Origin of the sequence: Actinocrispum wychmicini, assembly GCF_004345645.1 — a bacterium.
Taxonomy (GTDB): domain Bacteria; phylum Actinomycetota; class Actinomycetes; order Mycobacteriales; family Pseudonocardiaceae; genus Kibdelosporangium; species Kibdelosporangium wychmicini.
The window spans coordinates 20,013-44,246 of sequence record NZ_SLWS01000022.1; the positions used below are offsets into that span (position 1 = coordinate 20,013).

Here is a 24,234-nt window from a genome sequence, read left to right on the forward strand (position 1 = left end):
GTGCCGAACGAGGACAGGCTGCGCGACTACCTCAAGCGGGTCACCGCCGACCTGCGACAGGCCAACCGGCGGGTGGCGCAGTTGGAGGCCACCCAGCGGGAGCCGATCGCGATCGTCGCCATGAGCTGCCGGCTCCCCGGCGGTGTGCGGTCGCCGGAGGACCTGCTGGCGCTGGTCGAGGACGGCACCGACGCGATCGGCGACTGTCCCACCGACCGTGGCTGGGACGTCGACGGGCAGTACGACCCCGACCCGGACCGGGCCGGGTTCACGTACGTCCGGAAAGGCGGATTCCTGTACGACGCCGCCGAGTTCGACCCGGCGTTCTTCGGGATCTCACCGCGTGAGGCCCTCGCCATGGACCCACAGCAACGACTGCTGCTCGAGTCCACATGGGAGGCATTCGAACGGGCCGGGATCGATCCCGAATCCCTGCGGGGCAGCCAGTCCGGCGTGTTCGTGGGCTGCAGCAACCAGGGATACGGGACGGGGTTCGGCAAGGCCCCGGACGACGTCGAAGGTCTGATGCTCACCGGTGGCGCGGGAGCGGTGTTGTCCGGGCGGATCGCGTACACGTTCGGCCTGGAAGGGCCGGCGGTCACCGTCGACACCATGTGTTCGTCGTCGCTCGTCGCCCTACACCTCGCGTGTCAGTCCCTGCACCAGGACGAGTGTTCCGTCGCGATCGCCGCCGGGGCAACGGTCATGGCGTCGCTACGGTCCTTTGTGGAGTTCAGCCGGCAGCGCGGCCTGTCCACGGACGGTCGTTGCCGCGCGTTCTCCGAGGACGCGGACGGCACCGGGTGGTCCGAAGGTGTCGGCGTGCTGATCCTGGAACGGCTGTCGGACGCGCGCCGTAACAGCCACCAGGTGCTGGCCGTGATCCGAGGCTCGGCCATCAACCAGGACGGCGCTTCCAACGGCCTGACTGCCCCGAACGGCCCGTCACAGCAGCGGGTGATCCTCGCGGCGTTGGCCAAGGCACGGCTGTCACCGGACCAGGTCGACGCGGTGGAGGCCCATGGAACGGGCACCACACTCGGCGACCCGATCGAAGCCCAGGCACTGCTCGCGACCTACGGCCAGCACCGCGACCGTCCACTGTGGCTCGGCGCGTTGAAGTCCAACATCGGCCACACCCAGGCGGTGTCCGGGATCGCCGGCGTGATCAAGACAGTGATGGCGATCCGCGCGGGCATCCTGCCGAAGACCCTGCACGCCGAAAAACCCACCCACCACGTCGACTGGACCGCGGGCAACGTCGAACTCCTGACCGAGCAGATCGACTGGCCGGAGACGGGCGAACCCCGCCGTGCGGGCGTGTCGTCCTTCGGCGGCAGCGGGACGAACGCCCACGTGATCATCGAACAGTCTTCGGAAGTGACCGAAGCCGAGGCTGGTTCAGCGGTGTCCGGTCCGGTGCCGTGGGTGGTGTCGGGGCGCACTGCTGAGGCTTTGCGTGTTCAGGTGGAGCGGCTGGGTTCTGTCGACGGTGATCCGGTGGATGTCGGGTTCTCGTTGGCGACGACTCGGGCCGCTCTGGCGTACCGGGCCGCGTTGGTAGGTGGGTCGCTGGTTGAGGGTGTGGCGGATGTTGAGGGGAAGGTGGCGTTTGTCTTCCCGGGCCAGGGTTCCCAATGGGTCGGGATGGCTCGGGAGCTGCTTGAGTCGTCTGAGGTGTTCGCCGCGCGGATGGCCGAGTGTGAGGTGGCTTTGGGGGAGTTTGTTGATTGGTCGTTGACTGGGGTGTTGCGGGATTCGACGGCGTTGGATCGGGTGGATGTGGTTCAGCCGGTCACGTTCGCGGTGATGGTGTCGTTGGCGGCGCTATGGCGGTCGTATGGAGTTGAACCGCAGGCAGTCGTTGGGCATTCGCAGGGTGAGATTGCGGCGGCGTGTGTGGCTGGGGCGTTGTCGTTGGAGGATGCGGCGCGGGTGGTGGTGTTGAGGAGTAGGGCGATTGGTGAGGTGTTGGCTGGTCGGGGTGGGATGGTGTCAGTGGGGTTGCCGGTGGATGAGGTGGCTCGGCGGTGGGTCTCGACGGTGTTGCCGGCGGATGGACAGCTGGCGTCGGGCCCGCTTGAGGGTGGCGCGGTGCGTCGGCTGGATGCCGTTTCCATTGCTGCCATCAACAGTCCTTCCTCTGTGGTGATCTCTGGTTCGCCGGAGGCCTTGGATGCCGTCGTCGCCGAGTGCGAGGCCGAGGGCATTCGTGCCCGGCGGATTCCTGTTGACTATGCGTCGCATTCCGAGCAGGTAGCCGAGATCGAGGACCAGCTGCTGGAGGTGCTCGCGTCGATCCAGCCGCAGTCCGCTGAGATTCCGTTCTTCTCCACTCTCACCGGAGACTGGCTGGACACCGCTGGGTTGGATGCTGGGTATTGGTACCGGAATCTGCGGGGCACGGTTCAGTTTGAGCAGGCTGTTCGTGGGCTGGCCGACGACGGCTTCCAGGTGTTCGTGGAGTGCAGTGCGCATCCGGTCCTGACCGTTCCGGTGCAGGAGACCGTGGACGACTCGGTCGCGGTCGGGTCGCTCCGGCGCAACGAAGGCGGCCTCACGCGGTTCATGACCTCGCTGGCCGAGCTGTACGTGAGGGGTGTCAGGCCGGACTGGGACGCCGTGTTCGGCGCCGCTCGGCGCGTCGAACTGCCGACGTACCCGTTCCAGCGGCAGCACTACTGGTTGGCGGAGCCCAAGTCCACCGCGGCCGAGCCGGTTGACACCGAGTTCTGGGCGACGGTCGAGCAGGCGGACGCCTCCGCGTTGGCCGAGACCTTGCGGGTCGATGAGAAGGCCCTTGATGGCGTTCTGCCGGCGTTGACGGCGTGGCACAAGGGGCGGCGCGATCGGGCGACCGTGGATTCGTGGCGTTATCGCGTTGGGTGGCAACGGATTCCGGATTCTACGGCGGCGTTGTCCGGGACGTGGTTGGCGATGATGCCCGGGGACGATTCCACCGCGGAGGCGTGTGTCCAGGCGCTGATGTCCCGTGGTGCTCAGGTCGTCACGTTGACCGCCGGCACTGACCGGGCGGCGCTCGCCGAAAGCCTCCAGGGCCTTGGTTCCGTTGACGGTGTCCTGTCGTTGCTGGCGTTCGACGAACGGCTGATCGAACCTGCGGTGACGGTCGGGCTGGCGGAAACCCTTGTCCTGACGCAGGCGCTCGGCGACGCCGGGATCAGCGCGCCGCTGTGGCTGGTGACCCGACAAGCGCTGGCCGCCGGCTCGGGTGACGTCCTGGACCGGCCGATGCAGGCGACGATCTGGGGGATGGGTCGGGTCGTCAGTTTGGAACACCCGGACCGCTGGGGTGGCCTGGTCGACCTGCCGAACGTCGTCGACGAGCAAGCGCTTGCTCGACTCTGTCGTGTTGTGGGTCAGCCGAGTGACGAGGACCAGTTCGCCATCCGTCCACAGGGGACGCTCATTCGGCGCCTGGTCCGTGCTCCGCTGACCGACCGTGCTGGGCGCGAGTGGCAGGCCACAGGTACGGCGTTGGTCACCGGCGGCACGGGTGGGCTCGGCTCGCATGTCGCCCGCCTGCTGGCGCGCGGCGGCGCGGATCACGTGGTGTTGACGAGCCGCCGGGGCCCGGACGCCCCTGGCGCCGCCGAACTGGTCGCTGAGCTGGAGGTCCTTGGCGCCAGGGCGACGGTTGTGGCCTGCGATGTCGCCTCCCTGGAAGCGTTGACGGGCCTTGTCCGGCGGATCGAGGCGGACGGGGAAACGATCCGGACCGTCGTGCACACCGCTGGTGTCGGCCTCTTGGCCCCGCTCGACGCGACCACGTTGGCCGAGTTCGCGGAAGGCATGCACAGCAAGCTGGTCGGCGCCGTGAACCTGGACGCCCTGTTCGACACGGACACCCTGGACGCCTTCGTGTTGTACTCGTCCGTCGCCGGCGTTTGGGGCAGTGGGGATCACGGCGCTTACGCCGCCGCCAACGCGTACATCGACGCGCTCGCGGAGAACCGACGTGCCCGCGGCCTGGCGGGGACGTCGATCGCTTGGGGGATCTGGGATCCGCAGGGCGGCGGCATGGCTGTGGACGTCATCCAGGAGAACCTGCGGTGGCGGGGCATCCCGTTCATGGCACCGGACCTGGCGGTCGCCGGGTTGCGGCAGGCGCTGGACCACGACGAGACGTTCGTCGCGATCGCGGACGTCGACTGGGACCGGTTCGTGCCGGTGTTCACCGCCGCCCGGCCCCGGCCGCTGCTCGGTGAGATCCCGGAGGTCGCCCGGATCCTGGCCGCCGAAACCGAGTCCGGCCCGGCCGACGGGACGTTGCGGGACAAGCTCGCCGGCCTGTCCACCGACGCCCGTGACCGCGCGCTGCTGGACCTGGTCCGTGGCCAGGTCGCCGGCGTCCTCGGTTACGGCGGCGGGGACGCGGTCGAGCCGACGCGGGCGTTCCGTGACCTCGGATTCGACTCCTTGACGTCCGTGGACCTGCGGAACCGGATGAACACGGCCACCGGTCTGAAACTGCCCACCACGGTCGTCTTCGACCACCCCAACGCTCAGGCGCTGGCCCGTCAGATCCGGGCCGAACTGTTCGGCGACCATGAGGCGCCGGTCGCTGTCACCGCCGTCGCGTCCGACGAGCCGATCGCGATCATCGGGATGAGCTGCCGGTTCCCGGGCGGTGTGCGGTCGCCGGAGGATCTCTGGCGGGTCCTGGCCGACGGCCTGGACGTGATCTCCGACTTCCCCACCGACCGCGGCTGGGACCTGGACGCGCTCTACGACCCCGACCCGGACGGCACGGGCACCAGCTACACCCGCGCCGGCGGGTTCCTCGTCGACGCGGCCGACTTCGACCCGGCGTTCTTCGGGATCTCACCGCGTGAGGCGCTCGCGATGGACCCACAGCAGCGCCTCGCGATGGAGACCGCGTGGGAGGCGTTCGAACGCGCCGGAATCGACCAGGCGTCCCTGCGCGGCAGCTTGTCCGGCGTATTTCTCGGCGCCAGCGGCCACGACTACGGCTCGCGCCTGCTTGAAGTGCCCGACAACGTGGAAGGGCACCTCGTCACAGGCAGCACCGGCAGCGTGACGTCCGGGCGGATCGCGTACACGTTCGGCCTGGAGGGCCCCGCGGTCACCATCGACACGGGATGCTCATCGTCGCTGGTCGCGTTGCACCTGGCCGCGCAGTCGTTGCGGCAGGGGGAGTGCACGCTCGCGTTGGCCGGTGGGGTGGCCGTGATGTCTACTCCGGCGCCGTTCGTCCGGTTCAGCAGGCAGCGGGGCTTGGCGTTGGACGGCCGGTGCAAGGCGTTCTCCGCCGACGCCGACGGTATGGGACTCGCCGAAGGCGTCGGCATGCTCCTCGTGGAGCGACTGTCCGACGCGCGCCGCAACGGGCATCGCGTGCTCGCGGTGGTCCGTGGCACCGCGGTGAACCAGGACGGCGCGTCGAACGGTCTGACAGCGCCGAACGGTCCGTCGCAGCAGCGGGTGATTCGGGCGGCGTTGGCGAATGCCCGAATGTCAACATTCGACATTGACGCGGTCGAAGCCCACGGCACGGGGACGACGCTGGGCGACCCGATCGAAGCCCAGGCGTTGATGTCAACATACGGACAAGACCGGGACCGGCCGTTGTGGCTGGGCTCGGTGAAGTCGAACATCGGCCACACCCAGACCGCCGCGGGCGCGGCCGGGATCATCAAAATGGTCCTGGCCATGCAGCACGGCGTGCTGCCACGGACCCTGCACGCCGACTCGCCGTCCCCCCACGTCGACTGGGCCAGCAGTGATGTCCGAATGTTGACATCGGCGGTCGAGTGGCCGTCGACCGGCGCGCCCCGGCGGGCGGCTGTCTCGTCCTTCGGTGTCGGCGGGACGAACGCGCACGCCGTGCTGGAACACGTTCCAGCCGAGGACGAACCGGACACACCGGACAACGGGCTCGTTCCCTGGGTGCTGTCCGGGCGGAGCGCCGAGGCCGTGCGGGCACAGGCCGGGTCCCTGCGGTCCTTGGTGGACGCGAACCGGGTCGACGTCGGCTACTCACTGGCCACCACCCGGACGGCGTTCGAACACCGCGCGGTCGTGCTCGGCGAGACCGGCGACGAACTCCTGCGCGGCCTCGACCTGGTCGCTTCCGGTGATCCAGGGGTGGTTCGGGGGGTGGCGGACGTCGACGGGAAGGTGGCGTTCGTGTTCCCGGGTCAGGGGTCGCAGTGGGCGGGGATGGCTCGGGAGTTGCTTGAGTCCTCTGAGGTGTTCGCGGCACGGATGGCTGAGTGTGAAGAGGCGTTGGGGGATTACGTAGATTGGTCGTTGACTGGGGTGTTGCGGGATTCGGTGGGGCTTGATCGGGTGGATGTGGTTCAGCCGGTGTCGTTTGCGGTGATGGTGTCGTTGGCGGCTTTGTGGCGGTCGTTGGGGGTTGAGCCGCAGGCTGTGGTGGGGCATTCGCAGGGTGAGATTGCGGCGGCTTGTGTTGCTGGGGCGTTGTCGCTTGCGGATGCGGCGCGGGTGGTGGTGTTGCGGAGTAGGGCGATTGGTGAGGTGTTGGCTGGTCGGGGTGGGATGGTGTCGGTCGGGTTGCCGGTGGATGAGGTGGCGCGAAGGTGGGGCTCGGGTGTGTCGTTAGTGGACACGCAACTGGCCACCATCTCCATTGCCGCGATCAACAGTCCTTCCTCCGTGGTGATCTCTGGCCCGCCCGACGCCTTGGCTGCCGTGATCGCCGAGTGCGAGGCCGAGAGCATCCGTGCCCGGCGGGTGCCGGTCGACTACGCGTCGCATTCCGAGCAAGTCGCCGAGATCGAAGGCCGGCTGCTGGAAGTGTTGGCGCCGATCCAACCACGGCCCTCTGACATTCCGTTCTTCTCGACCCTGACCGGGGACTGGCTGGACACCGCCGACCTGGATGCCGGGTACTGGTACCGGAACCTACGGCAGACCGTCCAGTTCGAGCAGGCGGTCCGGGGGCTCGCCAGCGACGGCTTCCAGGCGTTCGTCGAGTGCAGTGCGCATCCGGTGTTGACCATGGCCGTTCAGGAGACCGTGGAGGACGCCGTCGCGGTCGGGTCGCTTCGGCGCAATGAAGGTGACCTCAGGCGGTTCATGACTTCGTTGGCCGAGTTGTACGTGCGGGGTGTCAGTCCGGATTGGGGCGCTGTGTTCGGTTCCGCGCGGCGGGTCGAGTTGCCGACGTATCCGTTCCAACGGCAGCGGTACTGGCTTGAGGAGAAGGACGCGCCTCGGGCGGCACGTGAGGATTCTTGGCGTTATCAGGTCGAGTGGCGGCCGGTTGCGGATGTCGGCACCACGTTGCTGTCCGGGACGTGGATCGTTCCGTTCCACGACGGGCAGGACTGGGCGCGGGGTGTGATCAACGGGCTTGCGGAGCGGGGCGCGCAGGTGGTTCCGGTGCCGGTGGTCGACGAGGATCGGGCCGCGATGGCGCGGCTGGTGGACGAGGTGCTCGACGAACCGGTCGGGGTGGTGTCGCTGCTGGGGCTGACCGGGACCGTCACGTTGGTGCAGGCGTTGGGCGACTTGGCGGTTACGGCGCCGCTGTGGGCTGTGACGTGTGGTGCGGTGTCGACCGGCGCGGATGACCGGCTCGCCGATCCCGAGCAGGCCTTGGTGTGGGGTCTCGGGCGGATCGCCGCGCAGGAGTATCCCGGGCGGTGGGCCGGGCTGGTCGACCTGCCCACGACGGTCACCGCCGGGGCGATCACCCGGCTGGCCGGCGTCCTGTCCGGAATGGACGGTGAGGATCAGGTCGCGGTGCGGGAGTCCGGGGTGTACGTACGGCGTCTGGTGCACGCCGAGGTCGTCCCGGCTGAGGAGTGGCGACCGGCCGGCACGGTCCTGGTCACCGGAGGCACCGGCGGCCTGGGTGGGCACGTCGCACGGTGGCTGGCGCGCAACGGTGCCGAGCACCTGCTGCTGGTCAGCCGACGTGGCGCGGACGCCCCGGGCGCCGCCGACCTGATGGCCGAACTGGGCACGCAGGTCACCATCGCCGCGTGTGATGTGGCCGACCGGGACGCCCTCGCGGCGCTGCTTGCGGAACACCGGGTCGACGCGGTGATCCACACCGCCGGTGTGATCGACGACGGCGTCATCGACACACTGACCCCGGAACGCGCCGCCAACGTCCTTAAGTCCAAAGTGGACGCGGCGGTCAACCTGCACGAGCTGACCACGGACCTGTCGGCGTTCGTGCTGTTCTCGTCACTGGCCGGCACGTTGGGCGGCCCCGGACAGGGCAGTTACGCGGCCGCCAACGCCTTCCTGGACGCGCTCGCCCAGCAGCGTCGCGCGGACGGTCTCCCGGCCACGTCCATCGCCTGGGGCGCCTGGGCCGGCGGTGGCCTTGCCGACGGCGAAGTCGGCGAACGGTTGCGGCGCAGCGGGATGATCCCGATGTCGCCGAAGCGCGCGATCGCCGCCCTCCAGCAGGCGCTGGACGAGCGCCGGACGTTCGTGGCGATCGCGGACGTCGACTGGGACCGTTACGGCCCGGCGTTCGTGGCGACCCGGCCGAGTCCGGCGCTGCGTGAGATCACTTGGACCGGGCCGACGCCCGAACCGCAGCGGCTCACCAGCCCGGAGGACATCCTGGAACTGGTGCGCGAACAGGCCGCCGCCGTCCTCGGGTACGAACAGGTCGACGCGATCGAACCGGGCCGGGCCTTCCGAGAACTCGGGTTCGACTCGCTGACCGCCGTGGAACTGCGCAAACGCCTCGCCGAGCTGACCGGGCTGCGGCTGCCGGTGACCCTGGTGTTCGACCACCCGACAGCGACAGCGCTGGCCCGTCACCTGAGCGACGAGCTGACGGGCACCCAGACGCAGGCGCCTGTCGTGGTGACTCGCGCCGACGACGGCGATCCCATCGTGATCGTCGCGATGAGCTGCCGGTTCCCCGGCGGTGTCGAATCGCCGGAGGACTTCTGGGACCTGCTGGTGAACGGCGTCGACGCGGTCACCGAACTGCCCGGCGACCGCGGCTGGGACCTGAACCGGCTGTACGACCCGGACCCGGACCGGCCCGGCACGTTCTACACCCGCGGTGGCGGTTTCCTGCACAACGCGGGCGACTTCGACCCGACGTTCTTCGGCATCTCGCCGCGCGAGGCCCTCACGATCGACCCGCAGCAACGGCTGTTGCTGGAAGCCGCGTGGGAGGCGTTCGAACGCGCCGGAATCCAGCCGGAGTCGTTGCGCGGCAGCCAAACCGGCGTGTTCGTCGGCTCCAACTACAACGACTACGGCACCCGTCTGCGGCACGCGCCCGAAGGTTTCGAAGGGCACCTCGCGATCGGCAGCGCGAGCAGTGTCGCCTCGGGCCGGATCGCGTACACGTTCGGCCTCGAAGGCCCCGCGGTGACGGTCGACACCGCGTGCTCGTCGTCCCTCGTCGCGCTGCACCTGGCCACGCAGGCGGTTCGCCAGGGCGAGTGCATGCTGGCGCTCGCGGCCGGTGTCACGGTCATCTCGACCCCGGACACGTTCATCGAGTTCAGTCGTCAGCGCGCGCTCGCGCCGGACGGCCGGTGCAAGGCGTTCTCCGCGGACGCGGACGGCGCCGGCTGGGCCGAAGGCGTCGGCATGGTCATGGTGGAGCGCCTCTCGGATGCCGAACGCCTCGGCCACCCTGTTCTCGCGGTGGTCCGCGGCTCCGCGATCAACCAGGACGGCGCGTCGAACGGTCTGACGGCTCCGAATGGTCCCGCCCAGCAGCGGGTGATTCGGGCGGCGCTGGGGAATGCCCGAATGTCAACATTCGACATTGACGCGGTCGAGGCGCACGGCACTGGGACGTCGCTCGGTGATCCGATCGAGGCTAATGCCCTAATGTCAACATTCGGACATCGTGACCGGCCGTTGTGGTTGGGATCGGTGAAGTCGAACATCGGACACACCCAGGCGGCCGCCGGACTGGCCGGCGTCATCAAGATGGTCCTGGCGCTGCGGCACGAAACCCTGCCCCGAACCCTGCACGCGACCGAACCCTCGCCCCACATCGACTGGACCGCCGGCAACGTCCAGCTGCTGACCGAACCCGTGCCGTGGCCAGCAAACGGACACCCCCGAAGGGCCGGAATCTCAGCCTTCGGCATCAGCGGCACCAACGCCCACATCATCCTCGAGGAGCCACCCTCGCGTGTCTCGCCTTCCGGGACGGTGTGTCGCGCGTTCCCGGACGTTGAAGTTCCCCTAGCCGTGTCCGGCCGGAGCGAGGCAGCTGTCCGGGCCCAGGTCGAGCGGATCATGGCGGTCGACGCGGACCCGTTGGACATCGGGTTCTCGTTGGCCACCACGCGAGCGATGTTCGACCATCGCGCGGTCGTCGTGAACGGTGCCGTCGACGTCGGTGTGGTCCGCCGCACCAAGACCGCCTTCTTGTTCACCGGCCAAGGTGCCCAGCGCGCGGGAATGGGCCGTGAGTTGTACGAGGCGTTCCCGGTGTTCGCGGAGGCGTTCGACCAGGTCTGCGAACGGTTCGAGCCCGGCCTACGGGATGTGGTCTTCGGGGACGCGGACGGGTTGGACCAGACCGGGTGGGCACAGCCCGCGCTGTTCGCGATCGAGGTCGCGTTGTACCGGTTGGTGGAGTCATGGGGGCTCAGGCCGGACGCCGTGGTGGGGCATTCGATCGGCGAGTTCGCGGCTGCGCATGTCGCCGGAGTGTTCACTTTGGACGACGCGTGCCGGTTGGTGGCCGCGCGGGCCAGGTTGATGCAGGCGTTGCCGTCAGGTGGCGCGATGGCCGCGCTGCGGGCGTCTGAAGTGGACATCGAACCTTGGCTGGATGATCGGGTACGGATCGCGGCGGTCAACGGTCCGTCGTCGGTCGTGATCTCCGGCGACGAGGACGCGGTGCTGGAGTTGGCCGCGACCCTCGACGGCAAGCGGCTGAACGTCAGCCACGCGTTCCACTCCCACCACATGGACGGCATGCTTGACGAGTTCCGGGAAGTGGCGCAGAGCGTCCAATATGGACAGCCGACGATTCCGGTGGTGGCCGCCGCTAGCGGTGACGTGACCGAAGCGGAGTACTGGGTTCGGCAGGTCCGTGACACTGTTCGGTTCCACGAGAGTGTGGAAGCGCTCAGGGCTGAGGGTGTGGGCCGGTTCGTGGAGATCGGGCCGGACGGGGTGTTGTCGGCGCTGGTCGACGGGGTCGCGTTGATGCGGCGGGACCGGCCGGAAACCCACACTCTGATGGCGGCGGTCGGCCGGTTGCACGTGGACGGTTTTAGTCCGGAGTGGACGGAGATGCTGGCCGGCGGCCGGCGGATCGACCTGCCCACGTACGCCTTCCAGCGGCAACGGTACTGGCTGGACGTGCCCGCCTCAGTCGGCGACGTGGAACCGGTCGGCCTGGAGCCGGTCGACCACCCATTGCTCGGCGCGGCGATCGCGCTGGCCGATTCGGACACCCTGGTGTTCACCAGCAGGCTGTCCACACACACCCACCCGTGGCTCGCCGACCACGTCGTGATGGACACGATCCTCTTGCCCGGCACCGCATACGTCGAACTGGCGATGCGCGCGGCGGATCTGGTCGGCTGCGAACGGGTCGAGGAGTTGACGCTCGCGGCGCCGCTGGTGCTGCCCGAGCGAGGCGGCGTGCGGCTCCAGGTCGTCGTCGGCGCGCCGGACGATTTCGGCAACCGCTCGATCGCCATCTACTCCCGTACCGAGGAAGCCCTCGACGACGAACGCTGGACCCAGCACGCCAGCGGTGTCCTGGGCAGGCGCGGTCAGGGCACCGCGGTCGAACTCGGCAGCTGGCCGCTCGGTACAGCGTCCGATGTGGACGATCTGTACGAACGGATGGCGGCCAACGGGTTCGCGTACGGCCCGGTGTTCCAGGGCCTGCGGGCGGTGTGGCGGACCGAAGACGAGGTGTACGCCGAGGTCGACCTGCCGGACGGACAGGACGTCAACCGGTTCGGCGTGCATCCGGCGCTCCTGGACGCGGCGTTGCACACCATCGCGTTCGTCTGGCCGGACACCGACGAGGGGCTGGTCCCGTTCTCGTGGACCGGCGTGTCCCTGCACGCGACCGGCGCGTCAAAGCTGCGCGTCAGGCTCACCCGCACGGGACCGGACACCGTCGCGGTCGACCTCGCCGACGCCACCGGGCGCCCGGTGGCGTCGATCGAGTCGCTGGTGCTGCGCCCGGTCACCGCGAGCCAGGTCAAGGCGGCACGGTCCCAGCACCACGACTCGTTGTTCCGGATCGACTGGGTCCGGGCGCCGATCGTGCCCGCGACACCGGGCGGCCGGTGGGCGCTCGTCGGCGTCGACCAGGTCGAGGTGACGAAGTCGCTGGGCAACGCCGGGATCACGGTGGAGTCGTATCCGGACCTCGCGGCCATCCGGCAGGAGATCGACGCCGGCGCCGCGGTGCCGGACCTGGTCCTGATGACCGGCATGGACACCGACGGCGACGACCTGCCGGTGGCGGTCCGGACCGCCACCTACCGGGCGCTCGACCTCGTGCAGTCGTGGCTCGCGGATGAGCGGTTCGCGGCGGCCAAACTCGTGCTGGTGACCCAGAGCGCGATGGCCTACCGGGTTGGTGAGGACGTGGCCGACCTGGCCCAGGCCGCGGTGAACGGCCTGGTGCGGTCGGCGCAGTCGGAGAACCCGGGCCGGTTCGTGCTCGTCGACATCGACGACCGGGACGCGTCGTACGCGGCGCTGCCTGCGGCCGTCGCGTCAGGGGAGCCACACGTCGCGGTCCGGGTCGGTGCCGTGCACGTGCCGAGGCTTGCCCGGGTGGACGTGGTGCCCGGGACCACGCCGTCGGCCAGGTGGGACTCGCACGGCACGGTGTTGATCACCGGCGCCACGGGCACTCTCGGCGGTCTCGTCGCCCGGCATCTGGTCGCCGAGCACGGCGTCCGGCACCTGCTGCTGACCAGCCGCAGCGGGCAGACCGCGGCCGGCGCGGTGGAGCTGGAGGCCGAACTGCGGGCGCTCGGCGCCGAGGTCAGGGTGGCCGCGTGTGACGTCGCCGACCGGGACGCGTTGGCCGAGCTGCTGGCGTCGGTTCCGGCCGAGTACCCGTTGACGGGTGTCGTGCACACCGCCGGTGTCCTGGATGACGGCGTGATCTCGGCGCTCACCCCGGAACGGGTCGCGACCGTGCTGCGGCCGAAGGTGGACGCGGCGCTGAACCTGCACGAACTCACCCGTGACCTGGACCTGTCCGCGTTCGTCGTGTTCTCGTCGTTGGCGGGCACGTTCGGCGGCACCGGCCAGGGCAACTACGCCGCCGCGAACGCGTTCCTGGACGCGCTGGCGCATCACCGCCGGGCCCAGGGCCTGCCGGCGTTGTCGTTGGCGTGGGGGCTGTGGGCCGAACGCAGCGGGATGACGAGCAAGTTGGAGGAGTCCGACCTGCTGCGGATGGCCCGCGGCGGCGTCGCCCCACTGTCCAGCGAGGAAGGACTCGCGCTGTTCGACGTGGCGTCCACTATGGACTCAGCGGTGCTGGTGCCGGTCCGGCTGGTGATCGACGCGATCCGGGCCAAGGCCGGTGTGGACGCGGTCCCCGCCTTGCTGCGCGGCCTGATCCGGATGCCGGCCCGCCGGGTCGTGGCGACTCCGGCGGCGGACGAAACACTCGCGCGACGGTTGGCCGAGATGTCCGACGGGGAACGTGACCGCACAGTCCTCGGGCTCGTCCGCGGCGAGGCGGCCATCGTGCTGGGCTACCCCGGTCCGGACGCGGTCGAGGCCGAGCGGGGCTTCCTCGAACTCGGCTTCGACTCGTTGACCGCGGTGGAGCTGCGCAACCGGCTCAGCTCGGCCACCGGGCTGACCCTGCCCGCGACGCTGCTGTTCGACTACCCGTCGCCGGCCGCGCTGGCCGGGCACCTGCTCGCCGAGATCACCCCGGCCGGGGTGGACCCGGTGCCGCCGGTGCTGGCCGAGCTCGACCGCCTGGAGCAACGCTTCGCCGACCTGCTCGACCACGAGGACGCGCGCCGGCTGATCGCCGCCCGGCTCACCGGCCTGCTGTCCACTGTGGTCGGATCGGCGGCGCCGGTTGGCGAGATCGAGTCGGCCACCGATGACGAGATGTTCGACTTCATCGACAACGAGCTGGGGCTGTCGTGACACAGAACGAGGGAAAACTCCGGGACTACCTCAGGAAGGTCACCACCGACCTGCACCGCACCCGGCAGCGGCTGCAGGAGGCGACGACCGACGAGCCCGTCGCGATCGTCGCGATGAGCTGCCGGTACCCGGGCGGTGTCCGGTCGCCGGAGGACCTCTGGCGGCTCGCCGCGGCCGGAACCGACGCGATCTCGCCGTTCCCGACCCGGCGCGGCTGGGACCTGGCTCGGTTGTACCACCCGGACCCGGACCACCCGGGCACCTGCTACACCAGGGAAGGCGGGTTCCTGCACGACGCCGACGAGTTCGACGCGGAGTTCTTCGGCGTCTCACCCCGGGAGGCGCTGGCGATCGACCCGCAGCAGCGGCTGCTGCTGGAGACGTCGTGGGAGGCGTTCGAACGCGCCGGGATCCGGCCGTCGACCCTGCGCGGCAGCCAAATCGGTGTGTTTGTCGGCGTGATGTACAACGACTACGGCACCCGGATCACGGCCCCGCCCGATGGGCTTGAGGCGTATCTGGGCAACGGCAGCGCGGCGAGCATCGCGTCCGGGCGGATTTCGTACACGTTCGGGCTGGAAGGGCCGGCGGTCACGATCGACACGGCGTGCTCGTCGTCGTTGGTCGCGCTGCACTGGGCGGCACAGGCGTTACGCACGGGCGAGTGCTCGATGGCGTTGGCCGGTGGGGTGGCCGTGATGTCGACCCCGGCGACGTTCATCGGGTTCAGTCGGCAGCGCGGACTCGCCGCGGACGGCCGGTGCAAGTCGTTCTCCGACTCCGCGGACGGCACGGGCTGGGGCGAAGGCGTCGGTTTGCTGTTGCTGGAACGAATGTCGGACGCTGTTCGCAACGGACATCCGGTGCTGGCCGTGGTCCGTGGCTCCGCGATCAACCAGGACGGTGCCAGCAGCGGCCTCACGGCGCCTAACGGTCCCTCGCAACAGCGGGTGATCCGTGCGGCGTTGGCGAATGCCCGAATGTCAACATTCGACATTGACGCGGTCGAGGCGCATGGCACGGGGACTTCGCTCGGTGATCCGATCGAGGCCAATGCCCTAATGTCAACATTCGGACATCGTGACCGGCCGCTGTGGTTGGGGTCGTTGAAGTCGAACATCGGCCACACCCAGGCGGCGGCCGGCGTCGGCGGCGTGATCAAAATGGTGATGGCCATGCGGCACGGCCTGCTGCCCCAGACCCTGCACGCCGCGAACCCATCGTCCAAAGTAGACTGGTCAGCCGGGAACGTGCGGCTGCTGACCTCGCCTGTGCCGTGGCAATCCAGCCTGAGGCGAGCGGGGGTGTCGTCGTTCGGCGTCAGCGGCACCAACGCCCACGTGATCATCGAGCAGGCCCCGCCGTCCCCGGACGAACCCGCGACGGCCACGACCGGCCCTGTGCCGTGGGTGTTGTCCGGCCGCAGTCCAGCCGCGTTACGGGAACTGGGGCGGCAGCTGGCCGGTCGGCCCGACATCGCGGACGTCGCTTACTCGTTGGCCACCACGCGCAGCGCTTTCTCGCATCGGGCCGTGGTCGTCGGCAGTCGCCCGTCGGACTTCCTGGTTTCGTTGTCCAGCAAGGAGATCCGGACGGGCGCCACGGCGTTCCTGTTCACTGGGCAGGGCGCGCAGTGGGCCGGGATGGGCGCCGAGCTGTACGCCTCGTACCCAGTGTTCGCTGCGGTCTTCGATGAGGTCTGCGAGTACTTCGAACCTGGGTTGCGGGATGTCGTGTTCGGCGAGGCCCCGGGACTTGACCAGACCGGGTGGGCCCAGCCGGCGCTGTTCGCCCTTGAGGTGGCGTTGTACCGGTTGGTCGAGTCCTGGGGACTGCGACCTGACTTCGTGCTCGGCCACTCGATCGGCGAGTTCGCCGCCGCGCACGTCGCGGGTGTGTTCTCGATGGCGGACGCCTGCCGGTTGGTGGCGGCTCGGGCACGGCTGATGCAGGCGTTGCCACCCGGTGGGGCGATGATCGCCTTACGGGCCACGGAGGACGAGGTCGCTCCTTTACTCGACTCGCGGGTGGGCATCGCCGCGGTGAACGGGCCTTCGTCGGTGGTGGTCTCCGGGGACGAGAGCACTGCTCTCGGAATCGCGGAACGGTTCGAGGGCAAGCGGTTGCGGGTGAGTCACGCGTTCCACTCACCCCTGATGGAGCCAATGCTGGCGGAGTTCCGCGAGGTCGCGGCGAGCGTGCGGTTCGAGCGGCCGTCGATCCCGATGGTGGCCGCGGCTGTCGGGGACGTGTGCCTGCCCGAGTACTGGGTTCGGCAGGTCCGTGACACTGTCAGATTCCATGACGGGGTGGCGGACCTGCGGGCGCAGGGTGTGGTGCGGTTCGTCGAGATCGGGCCGGACGGTGTGCTGTCCGCCCTGGTGGACGGCTTCGCCTTGATGCGTAAGGGGAAGCCGTCAGCCGAGACGTTGGTGTCGGCCATCGGGGACCTGTATGTGGACGGTCTCGACCCGGACTGGGCGGCGATGCTACCCGGCCGTCGCGTGGACCTGCCTACCTACCCGTTCCAGCGGGACCGCTACTGGCTGGACACCGCCGACGCGCACCACGAGTCGCTGTACCGGCTGGAGTGGGTCGAGGTGTCCCCGCCTGAATCCGGCCAGGACTGGGTCGAGGTGGCCGACCTCGCCGCGCTGACCGGGGAGATCCCTCGTCAAGTGGTAATTCGGTGCGTTTCCGACCGTGACACTGTCAGCGACGACACTGTCATCGACACTGTCAGCGAGACCCACCGGTTGACCGGCCTGGTGCTGCGGACAGTCCAGGAATGGGTCGCTGACCAGCGGTTTGCCGAGTCCCGGCTGGTGTTCGTCACCAGCGGTGCCGTGGACGGTGACACTGTCATCGACCCGGCGGGGGCGGCGGTCTGGGGTCTGGTCCGGTCGGCGGAGGTGGAGAACCCAGGCCGGTTCGTTCTGGTCGACGCCGACGCCGATGCCGACGTTGAACTCGGGTTGCGGTCAGGCGAACCACAGGCGCTGGTGCGGGACGGCGTGGTGCGGGTGCCCCGGCTCGCCCCGGTCGGGCCTGGGACTTCGCAGTGGCCGACCGGTGGGACCGTGCTGGTGACCGGCGCCAGCGGTTCGCTCGGTCGCCTGATCGCGCGTCATCTGGTGGCGCGGTACGGCGTGGAACGGCTGGTCCTGGCCAGTCGCAGCGGGACCGCCGCGGACCTGGACGATCTCGACGCTGACGTCCGAGTGGTCGCGTGTGACGTGACTTCGCGACAGTCGTTGGCCGACTTGCTGGCGACAGTGAGCGACCTGTCGGCGGTCGTGCACCTCGCCGGGGTCCTGGACGACGGCCTTATCCCCGGGCTGACGCCGGGCCGGCTGGCCGGGGTACTGGCGCCGAAGGTCGACGCCGTGGTCAACCTGCACGAACTGACCAAGGACATGGATCTGGCGGCGTTCGTGCTGTTCTCGTCGGTCGCCGGGGTGTTGGGCAGTGCGGGCCAGGCGGCCTACGCGGCCGGGAACGCCTTCCTGGACAGGTTCGCCGCGTTCCGCCGGGCCCAGGGCCTGCCCGCGCAGTCCTTGGCATGGGGGATGTGGGCTGGACAGGGTATGGCGGGCACGTTGGCGGACAAGGACGTTCAGCGGATCTCCCGCGGTGGCGTCCTGCCCCTTTCGGCCGAGGAAGGCCTGGCGCTGTTCGACCTCGCGTCTACTGTGGACGAGGCAACGCTGGTGCCGGTGCGGCTCGACCCTGGGGCGACCGAGGTCTCGCCGCTGCTGAGCGGTGTCATCCGGCAGCCGGTTCGGCGGTCGGAACCTGTCTCGCAGCCGAGGTCCTTCTCCGAAGCCGAGTTGCTGGACGTGATCCGTGGCCAGGTCGCGACCGTGCTCGGGCACGCGTCGCCAGCCGGGGTCGGGGCCGCGCGGGCGTTCAAGGAGCTGGGTTTCGACTCGCTCACCGCGCTCGAACTGCGTAACGCACTCGCCCGCGAGACCGGCCTGAAACTCCCGTCCAGCCTGGTGTTCGACTACCCAACACCGGCCGCCATGGCCGCCGCGCTCGCCGGCACCAGGCCTACCGTTGCGACTGTCAGAAGGTCCGAAGTAGACGAACCGGTCGCGATTGTCGCCATGGGCTGCCGCTTTCCCGGCGGGGTGGCGACACCGGACGACCTGTGGCGGCTGCTCATGGCGGGCGCGGATGGCGTGACCGAGTTCCCGGCCGACCGCGGCTGGGACGTCGACAGTGTGTATCACCCCGAACCCGGCCGGCCAGGTCGCAGTTATGCCCGGCACGGCGGATTCCTTACCGGCGTCGACCAGTTCGACGCCGGTTTCTTCGGGATCTCCCCCCGTGAGGCGCTGGCCATGGATCCACAGCAGCGCCTGTTGCTGGAAGTCGCGTGGGAGACGTTCGAACGCGCCGGAATCGACCCGGAGTCCCGCCGGGGCAGCGACACCGGCGTGTTCATTGGAACGAACGGCCAGGACTACACCTCAGTTCTCAGTGGAGCGGCGGAAGACGCGGACGGATACCTCGGCACCGGCAACGCGGCTAGTGTCCTTTCCGGACGACTCGCCTACACGTTCGGTCTGGAAGGGCCCGCGGTCACGGTCGACACCGCGTGTTCGTCCTCATTGGTCGCGTTGCACTGGGCCGTTCAGGCTTTGCGCAAGGGCGAGTGCTCGATGGCGTTGGTCGGCGGCGCGACCGTGATGTCCACACCAGCGGCGTTTGTCGAGTTCAGCCGCCAGCGCGGGTTGTCAGCGGACGGCCTGTGCCGGGCCTTCTCGGACGACGCCAACGGCACCGGCTGGGCGGAGGGCGTCGGCGTCCTCCTGGTCGAACGGCTGTCCGACGCCGAACGCCTCGGACACCCGGTGCTCGCGATGGTGCGCGGTTCGGCGGTGAACCAGGACGGCGCGTCCAACGGGTTGACGGCACCGAATGGCCCTTCGCAGCAGCGTGTGATCCGTGCCGCGTTGGCCGACGCCGGACTGTCCCCAGTGGACATCGACGCGGTGGAAGCGCATGGAACCGGGACGTCCCTGGGCGATCCGATCGAGGCGAATGCCCTCGTCGCAACCTATGGCCAGGACCGGGATCGACCCCTGTGGCTGGGCGCGATCAAGGCCAACATCGGCCACACACAGGCCGCCGCCGGTGTGGCCGGCGTGATCAAGATGGTGCTGGCGCTGCGTAACGGCGTCCTGCCGAAGTCCCCACACATCAGCTCACCAACCTCCCATGTGGACTGGACGGCGGGAGACGTGCGCCTGCTGACCGAGCCGGTGGAGTGGGCCGACGGCGCCCGGCGGGCCGGTGTGTCGTCCTTCGGGTTCAGCGGAACGAACGCCCACATCATCCTGGAACACCCCCCGGAGTCCCCGCGTGTCTCGCGTTCCGGGACGGTGTGTCGCGCGTTCCGGGACGGTGAGATTCCCGTTCCGTGGGTGGTGTCGGGCCGGAGCGCGGCTGCTGTTCACGCTCAGGTCGAGCGGCTCAAGTCTTTCGACGCGGATCCGTTGGACGTGGGTTTCTCGTTGGCATCGCGTTCGATGTTCGAACATCGCGCGGTCATCGTGGGTGGATCCGTCGAGATCGGTGTCGCGCGACGGACCAAAACCGCGTTCCTGTTCACCGGGCAGGGCGCTCAGCGCGCGGGAATGGGCCGCGAGTTGTCCGACGCGTTCCCGGTGTTCGCCTCAGCATTCGACGAGGTGTGCGCGCATTTCGAGCCGGGTCTGCGCGATGTGGTGTTCGGGGACGCGGAAGGTCTGGACCAGACCGGGTGGGCGCAGCCGGCGTTGTTCGCGGTCGAGGTGGCGCTGTTCCGGTTGGTGGAGTCGTGGGGTTTCACACCGGACGCTGTGCTCGGACACTCGATCGGCGAGTTCGCCGCGGCGCACGTGGCCGGGGTGTTCTCGCTGGTGGACGCGTGTCAGCTGGTGGCGGCTCGGGCCCGGTTGATGCAGGCGTTGCCGTCGGGCGGCGCCATGGCGGCTCTCCGAGTGCCCGCGGATGAGTTGGTGCTGGACGAGCGGGTGGATATCGCCGCCGTCAACGGACCGTCGGCCGTGGTGGTCTCCGGTGATTCGGACGCGGTGGCGGAGTTGGTGGCGCGGTTCGACGGCAAACGGCTGAATGTCAGCCACGCGTTCCACTCGCATCACATGGACGCGATGCTCGCTGAGTTCCGTGCGGTGGCCGAGAGCGTGCGGTACTCGCGACCGACCATTCCCGTGGTGGCGGCCGCTGGCGGGGATGTGTCCGATGTGGAGTACTGGGTTCGGCAGGTTCGGGACACTGTGCGGTTCCATGAGGGTGTTGAGGCTTTGCGGGCGGGCGGTGCGGGGCGGTTTGTGGAGGTCGGGCCGGATGGGGTGTTGTCGGCTCTGGTCGACGGGGTGGCGTTGCTGCGGCGGGACCGGCCCGAGGTGCACACGTTGATGGCGGCGGTCGGCCGGTTGCATGTGGACGGATATAGTCCTGAATGGACCGGTGTCTTCGCCGGCGGGCAACTCATCGACTTGCCTACGTACCCGTTCCAGCGGGAATCTTACTGGCCGACGCCGGCGCACCCACTCCTCGGCGACGCGGTCGAACTCGCCGACGGCGCCGGAGTTGTGTTCAACAGCCGGATATCCGTGCGTACTCATCCGTGGCTGGCCGATCATGTGGTCTCGGGCTCGACGTTGTTTCCCGGCACCGCGTTCCTGGAGCTGGCCGCGCAGGCCGGTGCCGCGCTCGGCTGCGATCAGGTGACCGAACTGACCCTCGCCACACCGCTCGTCATGTCCGACGACGGAGTGCTGCTGCAGGTCTCGGTCGGTCCGGATCGGACGATCACGATCCACGCACGCCCCGACAACGCGGAACAGCCGTGGACCCTGCACGCCACCGGCCTCCTGGGCGAAGGCGTGAACAGCACTACCGACCTGACCCCTTGGCCGCCAGCCGGTGCGACCCCCGTCGACGTAAGCGATCTCTACCAGGAACTCGCTACCGCCGGCTTCGGCTACGGCCCGACGTTCCAAGGCCTGCAGGCGGTGTGGCAGCGCGACTCGGAGGTGTTCGCCGAGGTTCGCCTGCCGGGGCAGATGCCCCTGGGGGACTTCAGGTTGCACCCAGCGTTGCTGGACAGTGCGCTGCACGCGGCCGCTTTTGTTCCGCTCGACCACGTTGACGGCGGACGTCTGCCGTTCTCGTGGACCGGAGTCACGCTGTACGCCGCTGGCTCGTCGGCGCTGCGGGTCAGGCTCGCCCGGGTCGGACCGGACCAGGTCACGCTCGATATCGCCGACCCCGCCGGGCGTCCCGTCGCATCGGTGGAATCCCTGACGTTGCGGGAAATCCAGGTGACCGTCCACGACATTCCGTATCGCGTGGACTGGCCGGTGGTGCCGACGGGTACTGCGGCCCAAACCGACGTCGAGGTCGTCTCGTTCGAGCCCGGTGACGGCAAGGACGTGGCCGCCGACGCGCACGACTCCGCCCGGCGCGCCCTGGAGCTGGTCCAAGGCTGGGACGGCGCCGGCAAACTGGCGTTCCTGACCCGGGGCGCGGTCAAGGTCGGTGCCGAGCACGTCGACCTCGGCCAGGCGCCGGTCTGGGGCCTGGTGCGGTCCGCGCAGTCCGAGAACGCCGACAAGTTCGTCCTCGTCGACATCGACGACCACGCGGACTCGCTCGCCGCGTTGCCGGCCGCGCTGAACTCGGGCGAGCCACAGCTGGCGATCCGGGCCGGCCAGGTGCACGTCCCCCGAATCACCCAAGCCACCCCCGGGCTGCCCGTTCCAGCCAGCTCGACCTGGCGGTTGTCGTCGACCGGCAAAGGCGTGCTGGAGAACCTGCACCTGGTCGAGACCCAGGAGCCGGACCCGAACCCGGGCCCGCGTAAGGCGCCGAACCCGGGCCTGGACCTGGGTGAACCGGACCCGGACCAGGGATCGGGGTGGGTGCGGGAGACGGGCCTGGGGCTGGATGAGCCGGAGCTGGAGCTGGACCTGCGGCCGGGGCAGGTTCGGGACCTGCGGCCGGGGCGGGCGTGGGCGCGGGACCTGGGCCTGGGGCCGGGTGAGGTGCGGGTGGCGATCCGCGCGGCTGGCGTGAACTTCCGGGATGTCATGAACGCCTTGAACATGTACCCCGGGGACGCGGGTGAGTTCGGCCTCGAAGGCGCCGGTGTGGTTACAGCTGTCGGCGAGGGGGTGGGCAGGTTCGCGGTCGGCGACCGGGTGATGGGCATGTTCTCGGGCGCGTTCGGGCCGGTGGCCGTGGCGGACGAGCGCATGGTGGCGCGGATGCCCGCCGGGTGGTCGTTCGCCGAGGCGGCGTCGGCTCCGATCGTGTTCCTGACCGCGTACTACGCGCTGGTCGACCTGGCCGAGCTCAAGCCCGGGGAGTCCGTGCTCGTGCACGCCGCCGCGGGCGGGGTCGGCATGGCGGCGGTGCAGCTGGCCCGGCATCTCGGGGCCACTGTGTACGGCACCGCCAGCGCGGCCAAGCAAGCAGTAGTCCGCGGCGTCGCGCACCTTTCATCCTCGCGAACGTTGGACTTCGAGGAAGAGTTCCTTACCGTCACCAACGGCCGGGGAATCGACGTCGTCCTGAACTCGCTGGCCCGTGAGTTCGTGGACGCGTCGCTGCGGCTGCTGGTGCCGGGTGGAAGGTTCCTGGAGATGGGAAAGACCGACATCCGCGACCCCGCGACCCTGCCCGACATACGCTATCAGGCGTTCGACTTGGTGGAGGCTGGGCTCGACCGCATTAGGGTGATGTACGACGAGTTGCTTGCTTTGATCGACTCGGGTGTGCTAAAGCCGCTGCCGGTGACGGCCTGGGATGTGCGGCGCGCCACGGACGCGTTCCGGTTTGTCAGCCAGGCCAAGCACGTCGGCAAGGTCGTCCTCACCATTCCGGCCGAAATGGACCCGAACGGCACGGTCCTGATCACCGGCGGCACCGGCGGCCTCGGCGCGTTGCTGGCCAGGCACCTCGTCAACGAGCGCGGCATGCGCAGGCTCGTACTGATCAGCCGACGCGGGATGGCGGCTGAAGGGGCCGCCGAGCTCCAGGCCGAGCTGGGCGACGCGGTCACCATCGCGGCATGCGACGCAGCGGACCGGGATGCGCTGGCCGCGTTGCTGGCGACCGTCGGGCCGCTGACCGCGGTCATCCACGCCGCCGGGGTGCTGGACGACGGGTTGGTGTCCGACCTGACGGCGGAACGGCTCGCCGAGGTCATGCGGCCGAAGGTCGACGCGGCCGTGCACCTGCACGAGCTCACGAAACACCATGACCTGGCGGCGTTCGTGCTGTTCTCCTCCTCAGCGGGCACGTTCGGCGCGCCCGGCCAGGCGAACTACGCGGCGGCCAACGTGTTCCTCGATGCCCTCGCCGAGCATCGGCGGACGCTGGGGCTGCCGGCCGTGTCCCTGGCCTGGGGGCCGTGGGCGCAGGCCACTGGGATGACCAGCGACCTCACCGACGCCGACATCCGCCGGATGGAACGCGCGGGTATGCCGCCGCTGGCCGTCGAGCGTGGGTTGCGCCTGTTCGACACGGCGTGCGCGCGGGACGAGGCCGCTCTTGTGCCGGTGATCATCAACGCCAGGACGCTGGGGCCGGACGGTCCGCCCATGCTTCGTGGGCTGGTTCGTGGCCGGAAAGCCGTTGTGGTGACCGACGTCTCCGAGGACAACCTGCGGAACGTTGTGCGCACGGAGATCGCGGCGGTCCTCGGGCACGGTTCGCCGGACCAGATCGACCCCGGCCGGGCGTTCAAGGAACTGGGGTTCGACTCGCTGACCGCGGTGGAACTGCGTAACCGGCTGACCACGGCGACTGGTGTCCGGCTGCCCGCCACGTTGATCTTCGACTACCCGACCCCGGACGCGCTGGTCGACGTCCTGCGCGCGGAACTCGCTCCCGCCGAGGACGAGGAGACCGCGATTCGCCAGCTGATGGCGTCCATTCCGCTGGCGCGGTTCCGGGAGGCCGGTCTCCTCGACGCGGTCCTGGGGCTCGCCAACCCCACCGGCACCGGGGACGCGCCCCGGATCGACGACGCGGACGCGCTCGAGCACATGGGGGTCGACGACCTGGTGCGGATGGCGCTCGGCCCAACCGAAAGCTGAC

2 protein-coding genes are annotated in these 24,234 nt (G+C 69.5%); both read left to right on the forward strand.

All coding sequences use genetic code 11. The annotated features are described in order from the left end of the window. Positions 1-14,115 carry a type I polyketide synthase gene (locus tag EV192_RS56665; RefSeq protein ID WP_132126265.1) on the forward strand — a complete coding sequence of 4,705 codons (14,115 nt, stop codon included), beginning with the start codon at positions 1-3 and terminating at the stop codon, positions 14,113-14,115. Next, positions 14,112-24,233: a type I polyketide synthase gene (locus EV192_RS56670; protein WP_132126266.1), complete on the forward strand. Its 10,122-nt coding sequence runs from the start codon at positions 14,112-14,114 to the stop codon at positions 24,231-24,233. The genes EV192_RS56665 and EV192_RS56670 overlap by 4 nt, the downstream gene beginning before the upstream one ends. Position 24,234: the final 1 nt, after the last annotated feature.